Origin of the sequence: Parafrigoribacterium mesophilum (assembly GCF_039652555.1) — a bacterium.
Taxonomy (GTDB): Bacteria; Actinomycetota; Actinomycetes; order Actinomycetales; family Microbacteriaceae; genus Parafrigoribacterium; species Parafrigoribacterium mesophilum.
In genome coordinates this window covers 650,941-664,444 of record NZ_JBDJAF010000001.1, presented here as the reverse complement: position 1 = coordinate 664,444, position 13,504 = coordinate 650,941, and the positions used below count along the sequence as shown (strand labels likewise).

Annotated in this window: 12 protein-coding genes; 7 read left to right on the top strand and 5 right to left on the bottom strand. The window is 68.7% G+C overall.

Translation table 11 applies throughout. The features are described from left to right. Nucleotides 1-27: 27 nt before the first annotated feature. Nucleotides 28-525, bottom strand: a complete 498-nt coding sequence (locus tag ABFX56_RS03070) for a CarD family transcriptional regulator (protein WP_346231805.1) — start codon at nucleotides 523-525, stop codon at nucleotides 28-30. A gap of 217 nt (nucleotides 526-742) precedes the next feature. Beyond that, nucleotides 743-1,501 (bottom strand): IclR family transcriptional regulator, encoded by a 759-nt coding sequence (locus ABFX56_RS03065; RefSeq protein ID WP_346233132.1) that lies wholly within the window; start codon nucleotides 1,499-1,501, stop codon nucleotides 743-745. A 93-nt stretch (nucleotides 1,502-1,594) separates the two neighbouring features. On the opposite strand from ABFX56_RS03065, the gene hutH reads away from it, so the two are divergent. The 6 genes from hutH to ABFX56_RS03035 all read left to right on the top strand — a co-directional run bounded on the left by hutH (nucleotide 1,595) and on the right by ABFX56_RS03035 (nucleotide 9,547). Next, nucleotides 1,595-3,157: a histidine ammonia-lyase gene (hutH, locus tag ABFX56_RS03060; RefSeq protein WP_346231804.1), complete on the top strand. Its 1,563-nt coding sequence runs from the start codon at nucleotides 1,595-1,597 to the stop codon at nucleotides 3,155-3,157. After that, a complete protein-coding gene (gene hutU, locus ABFX56_RS03055; RefSeq protein ID WP_346231803.1) occupies nucleotides 3,154-4,833 on the top strand; it encodes a urocanate hydratase in 1,680 nt (559 codons plus the stop codon). Before hutH ends, hutU begins: the two co-directional genes overlap by 4 nt. Continuing rightward, complete coding sequence (locus tag ABFX56_RS03050) at nucleotides 4,830-6,050, top strand: allantoate amidohydrolase (RefSeq protein WP_346231802.1); 1,221 nt, start codon at nucleotides 4,830-4,832, stop codon at nucleotides 6,048-6,050. The genes hutU and ABFX56_RS03050 overlap by 4 nt, the downstream gene beginning before the upstream one ends. Further along, a complete protein-coding gene (locus ABFX56_RS03045; protein ID WP_346231801.1) occupies nucleotides 6,047-7,429 on the top strand; it encodes a formimidoylglutamate deiminase in 1,383 nt (460 codons plus the stop codon). The genes ABFX56_RS03050 and ABFX56_RS03045 overlap by 4 nt, the downstream gene beginning before the upstream one ends. Further along, nucleotides 7,426-8,571 (top strand): imidazolonepropionase, encoded by a 1,146-nt coding sequence (gene hutI / locus ABFX56_RS03040; protein ID WP_346231800.1) that lies wholly within the window; start codon nucleotides 7,426-7,428, stop codon nucleotides 8,569-8,571. Before ABFX56_RS03045 ends, hutI begins: the two co-directional genes overlap by 4 nt. Before the next feature lie 106 nt (nucleotides 8,572-8,677). Continuing rightward, on the top strand, nucleotides 8,678-9,547 hold the full coding sequence (locus ABFX56_RS03035) for an SDR family oxidoreductase (RefSeq protein ID WP_346231799.1): 870 nt from the start codon (nucleotides 8,678-8,680) through the stop codon (nucleotides 9,545-9,547). A gap of 6 nt (nucleotides 9,548-9,553) precedes the next feature. Here the strand turns inward: ABFX56_RS03035 and ABFX56_RS03030 are convergent, their stop codons facing one another. Beyond that, entirely contained in the window at nucleotides 9,554-10,699 is a 1,146-nt protein-coding gene (locus tag ABFX56_RS03030) for a threonine synthase (protein WP_346231798.1), read from the bottom strand. 91 nt (nucleotides 10,700-10,790) lie between these two features. Here ABFX56_RS03030 and ABFX56_RS03025 point away from each other — a divergent pair, with 91 nt between their 5' ends. Continuing rightward, on the top strand, nucleotides 10,791-11,966 hold the full coding sequence (locus ABFX56_RS03025) for a MarP family serine protease (RefSeq protein WP_346231797.1): 1,176 nt from the start codon (nucleotides 10,791-10,793) through the stop codon (nucleotides 11,964-11,966). Between the two features lie 17 nt (nucleotides 11,967-11,983). On the opposite strand, the gene ABFX56_RS03020 is transcribed toward ABFX56_RS03025, so the two are convergent. Together ABFX56_RS03020 and ABFX56_RS03015 are read right to left on the bottom strand one after the other, a co-directional pair. Further along, the gene (locus ABFX56_RS03020; RefSeq protein ID WP_428834421.1) at nucleotides 11,984-12,427 is read right to left on the bottom strand and encodes a globin; all 444 of its coding nucleotides are present in this window, start codon (nucleotides 12,425-12,427) and stop codon (nucleotides 11,984-11,986) included. Beyond that, nucleotides 12,427-13,413, bottom strand: a complete 987-nt coding sequence (locus ABFX56_RS03015; protein WP_346231795.1) for a mechanosensitive ion channel family protein — start codon at nucleotides 13,411-13,413, stop codon at nucleotides 12,427-12,429. The genes ABFX56_RS03020 and ABFX56_RS03015 overlap by 1 nt, the downstream gene beginning before the upstream one ends. Nucleotides 13,414-13,504 lie beyond the last annotated feature (91 nt).

Below are 13,504 nucleotides of genomic sequence, written 5' to 3'. Positions count from 1 at the left end.
ACGCGGTTTCGATACGCAGACTGTACTTTAGGCGCTGACCAGAGCGGACTCGAGAACCTCGTCGAGGACGACCTCGGTCTCCTCCGCGGTCAAGTGCAGGGCGAGCAGAAGCTCGGAGATCAGATTGCGGCGGGCCTTGGCGAGCATCGCCTTCTCGCCGGCGGAGACGCCGCGTTCCTTGTCACGGCGCCAGAGGTCACGGACGACCTCGCTGATGCGCAGCACATCGCCGCTGCCCATCTTCTCGGTGTTGGCCTTGAAGCGCCTGGACCAGTTGCCCGGCTCTTCGACGGTGTCGGAACGCAGCACGTTGTACACGGCTTCGACATCGGACAGACCGATCACGTCGCGCACACCCACTTCTTCAAGATTGCTGATCGGCAGCTCTACGACGAGGTCACCCTCGTGCATCTTCAACTTCACGTACTTGGTGTCGACGCCCTTGATAGTTCGGGTGGTCATTTTGGTGATCGTGGCCGCCCCGTGGTGTGGGTAAACGACTGTTTCGCCGACTTCAATAACCATCTGGAATGTTCCCTTTCATCAAGACGCGTTCGTGCGCAGTTCTGTCGTACTTCGATTGCGCCGACGCTTTCCACTCGCGGCATTCATCCGTGCACCATGGGAGAGTCCCAGGGCATCTCGCGGGTACCGCGGCATCAGTTAAAACCCAGAAACAGGCCGAAGTATTCCCTCAGACGAGTGTACCCCGGTACACTGACCGCCACCTGCGACAGGCGGGTCAGCCGTGTCCCCCGATCCGCTGGCTCAACGTCTCGGCAGCACTGCGGGTGGCCCGTCCCAGTCCGTCCCACTGGCGCGGGTCGACCGCACTGCTTCGGAACGTGAGCCCCACCGCCGCAGCCGGATAGCGGCTGTGGTCGAGCACGGCAGCGGCGACGGAGGCGTATTCGAGGGTGATATCGCCGTCTTCCACCGCCCACCCACGGTCGCGGGTCTCCTGCAGCAGGGCATTCAGTTGCCCGATCGTCGTCGGCCCCGGTCCGGAGCGGGTGACCAGCGACTGGGCGGACGGATAGATGGCGCGCACCTGGTCTCGACCGAGCTCGGCGAGCATCGCCCGGCCCGTCGCGGTGAGATGCGCCGGCAGCCGTACCCCAATACTCGTGACGACCGACGGCGCGTGCGGCGCGGACACCTTCGAGGCGTAGACCACATCCGAGTGGTGGAGCACGCCGAGATGCGCCACGATCGGTAGCTTCGTCTCGGCGACCAGGCGTTCGAGAATCGGCTTCGCCATTCGGCCCAGTGCGCCTGCGGCGAGCACCGCCGATCCGATGTCGGCCAGCAGCGGGCTGAGGGCATACGCCTGGTTCTCGGGGGAGTGCAGCAGAAAGCCCTCCTGCTGCATCACGCTCATCAGATGGTAGGTGGTGGAGCGGGGCAGGTTCAGATCCCGGCTCACCGTGGAGGCGCGAACCGGACCACCGTGCCCGGCCAGGTACTTGATGATGCGCAGCGTGTCGCGCGCCGCCGGCACAGAACTCAACCGCCGCTCCTCCTGTCTGGGATCCCAGACACCTTATCGCGCAAACCGCCCCGCCGCGCCCCGGTTGCGACTCTAATGAGAGTCATGGATACACTCACCGACGAGTCGACGGTGTCACTCGGTACCGGGGCTGTCAGCTTCGCCGATCTCATTGCGGTGGCTCGCGGCCATGGGGTCGTCGAACTGAATCCGGATGCGCTAAGCGCCATGGCCGCCAGCCGAGCGGTGATCGAGGCGCTCGCCTCCGACACCCAGCCGCACTACGGAGTGTCCACCGGTTTCGGAGCACTGGCCACCAAGCAGATCCCGCTGGAACGACGGGCCCAACTGCAACGCTCGCTGGTGCGCAGCCACGCCGCCAGCAGCGGACCCGAGGTGGAACGCGAGGTGGTGCGGGCCACGATGCTGTTGCGCCTGTCCACGCTCGCGACCGGGCGCACCGGCGTGCGTCCGCTCGTCGCGCAGACCTACGCCGCCGTGCTCAACGCCGGGATCACCCCCGTCGTCGGCGAATACGGCAGCCTCGGTTGCTCCGGCGACCTGGCGCCGCTCGCGCACTGCGCGCTCGCGCTGCTCGGCGAGGGGGAGGTGCGTGACGCCGTCGGCACACTAATGCCGGCCGCAGAGGCGCTCACCGCCGCCGGCATCGAGCCGATCGAACTGCGGGAGAAGGAGGGCCTTTCGCTGGTCAACGGCACCGACGGCATGCTCGGGATGCTCGTGCTCGCCATCACCGACCTGCGCGCCCTGGTCACCACCGCCGACCTCGCCGCCGCGATGAGCGTCGAGGGACTCACCGGCACCGACGCGGTGTTCGCCGCCGACCTGCAGGCGCTGCGCCCCCATCCGGGGCAACGCGACTCCGCCGCCAACCTGCGCGCCGTACTGGCGGATTCACCGATGATCGGCAAGCCCACCGGGTTCACCAGGGTGCAGGATGCCTACTCGCTGCGCTGCGCCCCACAGGTGCACGGCGCCGTGCGCGACACGATCGGGTACGCCACCACGGTCGCCTCTCGAGAGCTGGCCTCCGCCATCGACAACCCCGTCGTGACGCTGGATGGCCGAGTGGAGTCCAACGGAAACTTCCACGGGGCCCCCGTCGCGTACGTGCTGGACTTCCTCGCCATCGTCGCCGCGGATCTCGCCAGCATGAGCGAACGACGCACCGACCGGTTCCTGGATGCCTCCCGCAGCCACGGCCTTAACGCGTTTCTCGCCGACGACCCCGGCGTGGACTCCGGCCACATGATCGCGCAGTACACCCAGGCGGGCATCGTCAGCGAGCTCAAACGCCTCGCGGCACCGGCCTCCGTGGACTCGATCCCGTCCTCGGCCATGCAGGAAGACCACGTCTCGATGGGGTGGAGTGCCGCCCGCAAGCTGCGCCGCTCGATCGACGGAGTGTCTCGCGTGCTCGCGATCGAGCTGCTCACCGCGGCGCGGGCGATCGACATGCGAGCCCCGGTGCAGGCGTCCCCGGTGAGCCGGGCGGTCGTCGCCAAGCTGCGCGAACGCGTGCCGGGGCCGGGCACCGACCGGTATCTCGCGCCGGAAATCGCCGCTGCCCACGACATGGTGCTGGACGGGTCGCTGGTCGCAGCCGCCGCATCCGTCATCTCACAAGCAGGAGGAGAACTTCGATGAGCGTCATCACCCACCCCCGGCAGGCCGGGCCGCGACCGGTGCGCGCCTACCGGGGCAACCAGCTGCACACCCTGGGCTGGCCGCAGGAGGCCGCGCTGCGGATGCTCATGAACAACCTCGACCCGGAGGTGGCCGAGCATCCGGACAAGCTGATCGTCTACGGTGGCAGCGGCAAGGCTGTGCGCGACTGGGCGAGTTTCGACGCGATCGTGCGCACCCTCACGACCCTGAAGAACGATGAGACCATGCTCGTGCAGTCCGGCAAGCCGGTCGGGGTGCTGCAAACCCACGAGTGGGCGCCGCGTGTGCTGCTGGCCAACTCGAATCTCGTCGGGGATTGGGCGAACTGGGACGAGTTCCGGCGCCTGGAGAAGCTCGGCCTGATCATGTACGGGCAGATGACCGCCGGATCCTGGATCTACATAGGCACCCAGGGCATCCTGCAGGGCACCTACGAGACGTTCGCGGCGATCGCAGCCAAACGGTTCGGCGGGAGCCTGGCCGGCACGATCACCCTCACCGGCGGCCTGGGCGGGATGGGCGGCGCGCAACCGCTCGCGGTGACCATGAATGACGGCGTGGTGATCTGTGTGGAGGTGGACCCGAGCCGGATCGCCCGCCGGCTGGAGCACGGCTACCTGGACGTCGAGGCGCGCTCCATCGAGCACGCCCTCGAACTGGCTTACGCGGCCCGGGACCAGAAGAAGGCGCTGTCGATCGGCCTGCTCGGGAACACCGCCGACGTTGTGCCGCGGATGCTCGCCCTGGGCGCCGAGATCGACATCGTCACCGACCAGACCAGCGCGCACGACCCGCTCGCGTACCTGCCGCTGGAGTACTCCTTCGATCAGTGGGACGCCGCCCGCACCAAAGACCCGACCGGGTTCGCCGACGCTGCCCGTCACTCGATGGCGATCCATGTCGAGGCCATGGTCGGTTTTCAGAAGACCGGCGCCGAGGTGTTCGACTACGGCAACAACATCCGCACCGAGGCCAAAACGGCCGGCTTCTCCGACGCGTTCGCGTTCCCCGGGTTCGTCCCCGCCTACATCCGCCCGCTGTTCTCCCAAGGCAAGGGCCCGTTCCGCTGGGCGGCGCTCAGCGGAGACCCGAAAGACATTGCCGCCACCGACCGGGCGGTGTTGGAGCTGTTCCCCGAGAACCGGTCGCTGGCGAAGTGGATCCGACTCGCGGGGGAGCGCGTGCACTTCCAAGGCCTGCCGGCGCGGATCTGCTGGCTGGGTTACGGCGAGCGCGACCGCGCCGGACTCAAGTTCAACGACATGGTCGCCTCTGGGGAGATTTCCGCGCCGATCGTGATCGGCCGCGATCACCTCGACTCCGGCTCGGTGGCCTCCCCGTACCGGGAGACCGAGGCCATGAAGGACGGTTCGGATGCCATCGCAGACTGGCCGCTGCTCAACGCGCTGGTGAACACCGCCTCCGGGGCCACCTGGGTGTCCATCCACCACGGCGGCGGAGTCGGCATCGGCCGCTCCATCCACGCCGGCCAGGTCACCGTAGCCGACGGCACCCCACTGGCCGCCGAAAAGCTCGCCAGGGTGCTCAGCAACGACCCGGCGATGGGCGTCATCCGCCACGTGGACGCCGGCTACGATGAGGCCGTCGATGTGGCCGACGGGATGCACGTACGGGTTCCCATGCGGGAGTCGTGACGACCGTGGCACTGCTCGATCAGCTGGCGGCCGTCGGACGCAACCCGGCCTCGGGCGGCTACGACCGGTTCGCCTGGACCCGCGCGGACGCCGACTGCCGCGCCTGGTTCCGGCAACAGGCGGATGCACTGGGGCTGGATGTCGAACTCGACCGTAATGGCAACCTCTGGGCCTGGTGGCACGCCGAGGTCTCCGGCACCGCCTTGGTGGTCGGCTCCCACCTGGACAGTGTGCCGAGCGGCGGCGCCTTCGACGGACCACTGGGAATCGCCTCCGCTTTTGCGGCGATCGATACCCTGCAGCGGGACGGGATCGTTCTCACCCGTCCCGTTGCCATCGTCGCGTTCGCCGACGAGGAAGGCGCCCGTTTCGGTGTGGCCTGCACCGGGTCGCGCCTGATGACCGGCGCCCTGCACGCCGAGTTGGCGCGAGGGCTGATCGACGCCGACGGAATCAGTCTGTCCGAGGCCATGACCGCTGCCGGATCCGACGCCGCCCACCTCGGCCGCGACCCCGAGCGGCTCGCCCGGATCGGCGAATACATCGAGCTACACATCGAGCAAGGCCACCTGCCCACCGACACGGGAGCAGACGGACTCGCTGGAGCCGGGTCGCCGCTCGGCCTCGCCACCGGCATCTGGCCGCACGGCCGCTGGCGGGTGGACATCACCGGTCAGCAAAACCACGCCGGCACGACACCGCTGCCCGGCCGCGACGATCCGATGATCGGCCTCGCGCAGGTGATCCTCGCAGTGCGGGAAGCCGCCGAGACCGCGGGGGCGCTCGCCACCGTCGGCAAGGTCGCGGTGCACCCCGGCGCCGTCAACGCGATCCCCGGCCGCGCATCCGCGTGGATCGACGCGCGCGCCGCCGAGGACCAGGCGGTGCGGCGCGTCGTCGCGGGCGTGACGGCGCGCACCGCACGGGCGACAGTCGAAGAATCCTGGACGGCAGCGACGCGGTTCGACACCGCTCTGGTTCGCGAGCTGGCCCACCAGCTCCGCGCCGCGACCGGGCAGGACCTGCCGAGGCTCCCGTCCGGAGCCGGGCACGACGCCGGAGTGCTGGCGCTGGCCGGGGTGCCTTCGGCGATGATCCTGGTGCGCAATCCGACGGGCATCTCCCACGCTCCCGAGGAGTTCGCCGAAGCCGCCGATTGCGAGGCCGGCGTGGCCGCGCTGGCTGCCGTGATCACCGCCCGGGCCGGCCGGACATGAACGGCGACGCGTTCTGGTGCGAGCACGCGGTGTTGCCGGCCGCCGACGGTGCGCGTATCGAGGGCCCGGGTATCGACGGCGTGCGTATCGGACATGGCGTGCGCATCCAGCACAGCGGCGGCCTGATCACCGCGGTCACCACCGACGTTCCCGCCGGTGAACGGGACGAGCGTCTCGCCGGACTGGTCACCCCCGGGTTCGCCAACGCCCACTCGCACGCCTTCCACCGGGCTCTGCGCGGCCGCACCCACGCCGACGGCGGATCGTTCTGGAACTGGCGCGAGCAGATGTACCGGGTCGCCGCGCTCCTCGACCCGGACAACTACTACGAACTCGCCACTGCCGTGTTCGCTGACATGGTCTCGGCCGGCATCACCGTCGTGGGCGAGTTCCACTACGTGCATCACCGGCCGGACGGCTCACGATACGACAACGCCAATGCGATGGCGGATGCCGTGCTGTCGGCGGCTGGTCGTGCCGGCATCCGGATCACCCTGCTCGACACCCTGTACCTGCGCGGCGGGCTGGATGGCTCCGGCCGGCCGCTGCCGCTGTCGCCTCGGCAGGCCCGCTTCGGCGACGGGTCGCTGGAGGGTTGGCAGCGCCGCCACGATGCTCTGGCGGCACGTACCGCAGGCAGCGCCACGGCCCGCATCGGCGCGGCGATCCACTCGCTGCGGGCCGTCGATGCCGCACTGATGCCTGCCTTCGCCGACCTCGTCTCCTCCGGACCACTCCACGCGCACGTGTCCGAGCAACCTTCCGAAAATGACCAGGTGCACGCCGCCGACGGACGAACACCGACCCGGGTGTTCGCCGATGCGGGATTGCTCGGTCCGCGATTCACGGCGGTGCACGGCACGCACCTCACGGGCGACGACATTGTGCTGCTGGGGTCGAGCGGCAGCACGGTGTGCTTCTGCCCGTCCACCGAGCGCGACCTCGGTGACGGCATCGGACCCGCTCTCGAACTGCACCGCGCTGGAGTGCGGCTGTGTCTGGGCACCGACCAGAACGCGGTCATCGACCCGTACCAGGAACTGCGCGGCTTGGAACTGGACCAACGGCTTGCCGGTGGCACGCGCGGCGTGTTCAGTCCCGGTGCGCTGCTGAGGGCGGCGACAGCGAACGGCTACGCGGCACTCGGCTGGACCGGTGGCGCGGTCGAAGTCGGCGAGGTCTGCGACCTCGTCGCGACGGCGACAACCAGTCGACGCACGGCGGGAGCGGCTCTCGACCAACTGTGGTTCGCCGCGGGGGCCGAGGATGTCAGCACCGTGGTGGTCGGCGGATCCACCGTGGTGGCCGGCGGGCGCCATCGGCTCGGCGAGGTGGGATCGCTGCTGGCGGCGGCGTTGGAGAAGGTGGGCGTGGCATGACCAGCACGGTGATCGACAATATCGGCCTGCTGGTCACCAACGACCCGGCCGTGGGGCCCCTCACCGCCGAGCGTACGAATGCCGCCGTCGTGACCGAAAATGGTCGCATCCGGTGGGTCGGTGACGCCGGCGCCGCACCGGATGCCGACGACCGGGTGGACGCGGAGGGCCGCTGCGTGATCCCCGGCTTCGTCGACAGCCACAGCCACCTCTTCTTCGCCGGCGATCGCGCCGCCGAATTCGAACACCGCATGACCGGACATCCGTATGCCGCTGGCGGTATACGTGGGACGGTGTCGGCAACCCGTGCGGCCACCGACGCGGATCTGCTCGCTGGCGCGACGCGACTGGTCGCCGAAATGAGGGCGCAGGGAACCACCAGCGTCGAAATCAAAAGCGGCTACGGTCTCACCACCGCCGACGAAGCCCGCTGCCTGCGCCTCGCCGCCGACCTCACCTCGGACACCACCTATCTCGGCGCGCACGTGGTGCCCGTCGAATACTCGAACGACCCGGCCGGTTATGTCGACCTGGTCATCGGACCGATGCTCGACGCCTGCGCCCCGCACGCGAAGTGGATCGACGTGTTTTGCGACCAGGGCGCGTTCGACGTGGACGTGGCACGCGTGGTGCTCACGGCAGGGCAGGCACGCGGTCTGGGGGCACGGATGCATGCCGCGCAACTCGCCCCCTCCGGCGCAGTGCGACTCGCCGTGGAGCTCGGCGCCGCCAGCGTCGACCACTGCACCTTTCTGGAGGCCGCAGACGTCGACGCTCTGGCCGCGGGAGACACCGTCGCCACGCTGCTTCCCGGCGTGGAATTCTCCACCCGGCAGCCGTACCCGGATGCCCGCAGACTGCTTGAGGCGGGCGTCACCGTCGCGATCGCCACCGACTGCAACCCGGGATCGAGTTTCACCTCCTCGATGCCGTTCTGCATCGCCCTGGCGGTTCGGGAACTGCGGATGTCGCCGGCCGAGGCGCTCTGGGCGGCCACCGCCGGGGGAGCGAAGGCACTCTGGCGGCAGGATGTCGGGATCGTGGCGGTCGGCCAGCGGGCCGATCTGGTCATCCTGGACGCGCCCAGTTATGTGCACCTGGCCTACCGCCCGGGAGTCCCGCTCATCCACCGGGTGCTCTAGCACCTCGACGCAACTCACGAATCATGCGACGCCCGCCGCGCCGGGAATACCTGCGGATGCATGTTCTGTTGGGGTTGATGTTCGCACTCCCATCGAAAGGACTGTCATGATCTTTGCCGTCACCGGAGCCACTGGCCATTTCGGAGGCCTCGCCATCGACGCCATGCTGGAGCGTGGCATCGCACCGGAGGACATCGTGGCCGTCGGCCGGTCGGCAGAGAAGCTCGCCGACGTGGAGGAGCGCGGCGTACAGGTGCGCGTCGCCGACTACACCCAGCCGGACACACTGGCCACGGCCTTCCGCGGCGTCGATCGTCTGCTGTTCGTCTCCGGCAGCGAGGTGGGCCAGCGGATCGCCCAGCACAGCAACGTGGTGACTGCGGCGAAGGATGCCGGCATCGGCTTCATCGCCTACACCAGCGCTCCGGCGGCCGACACCTCCGACTTGGTGCTCGCACCGGAGCACAAAGCCACCGAGAAACTCATCCGCGAATGCGGCATCCCGTTCGCGTTCCTGCGCAACGGCTGGTACACCGAGAACTACTCCCAGGTGCTGGAGCAGGCCAGGCTCACCGGACTCATCATCTCGAGTGTGGCCGACGGACGCGTGGCCAGCGCCAGCCGCAAAGACTACGCCGAGGCGGCGGCGGTCGTACTCACCGGCGACGGCCACGCCGGCAAGGTCTATGAGCTGTCCGGCGACACCTCCTGGGACTACGCCGAACTCGCCGACACCATCGGCGACCTGATCGGCCGCGAGGTCGTCTACCACCGTGTGACGCCCCAGGAGCACCGCACGATCCTCACCGACGCTGGCGTGCCACCGGCTCAGGCCGACTTCGTGGTCGCCCTCGACGGCAACACGCGGGACGGTTTGTTGGCCGGAACCAGCGGTCAGTTGAGCGCACTTATCGGCCGGGCCACCACTCCGTTGCGCGACGGACTCGCCGAGGCTCTGGTGCCGGCGCAGGCCTGAGCCCGGTCAGCCGAAAACCGCCGCCATCGCCCCCGCGGCCTTGAGCCCGGACCCGGTGAGAACCAGCACCGTCGTCTGATCCGGCCCGATCAGCGGGCGCCCGTCGACCTGCCGCTGCCGGAACATCCTCAGGCCAGCGGCCGCCATCGCACTGGTCGGCTCCGCATACCAGCCGCGGGAGGCGAGCTCCCGAGTGGCGCCGGCGATCGCCTCCTCACCGATCGCCGCCATCGCCCCACCGGACCGGCGGATGGCCGCGAGCACCTCGCGGTCGCGCACCGGACTGGCGATCGCCGTGCCCTCGGCGATCGTCAGCGACCACGTTGGGGCCTCAGCACCGGTTCCGACAGCGTCGTCACCGCGCTCGAACGCCCGCACCAGGGGCGCACAGTTCGACGGCTGCGCGACCAGCAGCCTCGGCAGCGCGTCGATCTGACCGGCCGCGAGCAGTTCGGTAAACCCGAGGTCGCAGCCGAGCACCAGGCTGCCGGCACCGGCCGGGATCACGACGTTGTCCGGTGCGCGGAAGCCGAGCTGCTCCCACAGCTCGTAGGCGAGCAGTTTGACGCCCTGCAGGAAGAACGGATGCCAGTTGTGGCTCGCGTAGAACCGCTGCTGCGACTGACGGATGGCTTCCCGCGACGTGTCGGCGCGGGATCCGGGCACCAGCTGCACCTCGGCACCGTGGGCGCGCGCTTGCTGCAGCTTCGCCGGCGACGTAGTGGCCGGCGCCAGGATCCTGGCCTCAATGCCCGCGGCCGCGCAGTAGGCGGCCACCGAGGCTCCGCCGTTGCCCGAACTGTCCTCGAGGATCGCGCCGATGCCCTGATCGGCGAGCAGCGACACCATGACGCTGGTTCCGCGGTCTTTGAAACTGCCGGTGGGATTGAACCATTCCGGCTTGACGAGCACCTCGGCCCCGAACACGGTGCTGGAGACCAGCGGCGTGCATCCTTCACCCAGCGAGATCCGCTCGGTCGGCAGCGGCAGGGCGGCCCGGTAGCGCCAGTGCGAGCGCTCACCGGTGTCGATCTGCTCGGCGGAGATCCCCGGCAGCGGGCCGACCATGAGCGGCGAGCCGTCGTCGCCACGCCACCTCGGCTCGTCGATCGGATACCGGGAACCGGATCGGTCGAACAGATAGGACGGCACGGAACCTCCTGAATTTCGCGGGAACGGCTAATCTCGATCATGGCAGGCCAGCGGGCAGGCTACATCGCAACGCCCGGATGAGGAGGATGCCGTGCCCTGGCTCCTCGACCTCGCATTGCTGCTGTTGTTGCTGTCCTATCTGATCTACGGCTACCGGGTCGGACTCATCGTCAGCCTTGGCGGCATCCTGGGCGTGGTCGCCGGTGCCATCGCCGCCTTCTTCGCGATCCCGCTGGTGAGTACGTGGGTGGCGGACAGCGGATGGCGAGTACCGGCCATCCTGCTGTCGGTGCTGGTACTGGTCGTACTGGGCCAGAGTCTGGGGACGGCCCTGGGCAGAGTCGTCCGGCGCAGTTTCAAACGGTCGCCGCTGCGGATCGTCGACCGGATTCTCGGAGCGGCCATCAGTCTGGTGGTCTCCTCGGCGCTGCTGTCGATGCTGGCGTTCAGCGTCGGTTCCCTCGGCGTGCCGTTCCTCTCCCAGACGATCGCCTCATCCAGGGTTCTCGCCACGATCGACACGCTGACGCCCGAGCCGGTGGAAGCTGCCGAGGCGCAGCTGCGCGCCCTGGTGGCTCAGGGCGGCGTGCGGATCATCGACTCGCTGGCGCCCGGGAGTACGCTGACCGCTCCGGATGCGGTCGCCCCGACCGCGCAGCAGCAGGCGGCCGCCGGATCCGTCGTGAAGATCACCGGCACCGCCTATCAGTGCGGGCAGAATCAGTCCGGCTCCGGTTTCGTGGTGGCCACCAACCGTGTGGTGACCAACGCTCACGTAGTGGCCGGTGTGGGAAGCCCGGTTGTGGAAGTACGCGGCGGCGCGGCGCTGTCCGGCAAAGTCGTGTACTTCGACCCGGTACGCGACCTCGCGGTGATCCAGGTATCCGGATTGTCCACGCCCGCGTTGCGGCTGGCCGACGACCTGGCGGCCGGCGACAACGCGGTGTTCGACGGATATCCGCTCGGCGGGCCGTTCCGCTCAAACCCCGCGAAGGTGCAGGCCGTGTCCACCGTGGGCGTGCCCGACATCTACGGTCAGAACCCGTCGCCGCTTGAGCTCTACTCGCTGGCCGCCAACGTGCAGGAGGGCAACTCCGGCGGGCCGCTGGTGAGTGCGGACGGACGCGTCGCCGGGGTCGTGTTCGCGAAGGCGGCGAACGGATCCGGTCAAGGGTTCGCGCTGACCAACCAGGAACTGGCCCCCGTGGTGGCCAAGGCCGCCGGCCTCAGCCAGCCTGTCGCGGCAGGGCACTGCACCCGCAAGTAGCGCGGACGGATGGCTCGCTACTGCGAGAACGTGTTGACCAGCGCGTGGGCCTCGCTGTCGAGGTTGCCCCACAGCGTCGCATCCTGAAGAGGCGGCAACGCAAGTTCGTCCAGCGCCGCCCGCATGTGGCCGAGCCAGCGGTCGCGTGCGTCCGGGTTGACCTTGAAGGCGGCGTGGCGCTTGATCAGCCGCGGATGCCCGCGCTCCTCGATGTAGGTACGCGGTCCGCCCCAGAACTGCTGCAAAAAGGTGCTGAGCCGGTGGATGGCGCCCTCATAGTCGTCCTGCGGATACATCGGCCAGAGCACCGGGTCTTCTCTGACCCGCTCATAAAAACTGCGCACCAGCCGGTCGAAGGTCTGCTGACCGCCGACTTCGTCGAAGAAGTTGCCGGTCGCCGACTCGCCGTGCGCCCCGAGGCGCACGGTGACCGGGATCGGTCGCCTGGTCGGTTCTGACATCATTTTCGCTTCGGGGCCCTGGGTGCGGCGGGTCGGGACGGGGTGGACGGCAGCGGCTTTGTGCGCGGCGGCCGGGCGCCGCGCACCGAGGCGGCGCTCTCGAAGCCGGTGAGCACGACACTGGCCAGCGACGGCAGTGTGACGCCGGCCTCGTCCAGCGATCGTTTCAGGCGCATCCGCAGTTCGCGGGCCACGTCGTCCTTGGTGGACGAGCGTGTCTTCATCACCAAGCGGATGACCAGGGCATTGTCGGACACCGACTCCAAACCCCACAGCTCCGGTTTCTCCAGCACGTGTGCACGCCACTTCGGGATCTGGGCGAGTTCCTCGGCAGTGGCGAGAATCCGCTCCTGCACCGCCTCGATGTCGGTGTCGTACGGCACGGCCAGGTCGATGATGACCCTGGCCCAGCCCTGGGACATGTTTCCGACGCGCACGATCTCGCCGTTGCGCACGAACCACAGTGTGCCGTTGACGTCGCGCACCTTGGTGATGCGGATGCCGACCGACTCGACCATTCCTGTCGCCGGTCCAAGGTCGACGATGTCGCCGACGCCGAGCTGGTCCTCGATCACCATGAACAGTCCATTGAGAATGTCCATGACGATCTTCTGGGCGCCGAAGCCGAGACCGGCGCCGAGGGCCGCGGTGAGCAGGGCCAGGGAGCCGATCACCGTGGGGGAGACGGCGTTGACCACCACAATGATCGTCACCACGACGATAGTGACGTTGACGATGTTGCCCAGTACCGAACCCAGGGTGCGGGTGCGCTGCACGACCCGCACCGCGGTGAGTGGGGAGGCGGTCAATGCCTGCGTGTCCTGAACGTTCTGTTTCTTCTTGACGCCGGTGACGACTTGATCGACGACCCGGCGGATGAGAATGAGCAGCACCCAGCGGACCAGGATCGCGCCGACGATGATCGCGACGATCGTCAACGGGATCGACAGGTAGTGCTGTTCAATCCACGTCCAGAACGCCGTCACCGCTACACCCTTCGTTGCCCGCCGCAGTCCAGTGTATTAGGGCTGCCCTGAACATCCGGTGGCCCACGCGGCGCCGCCGAGCCGGCAGCAG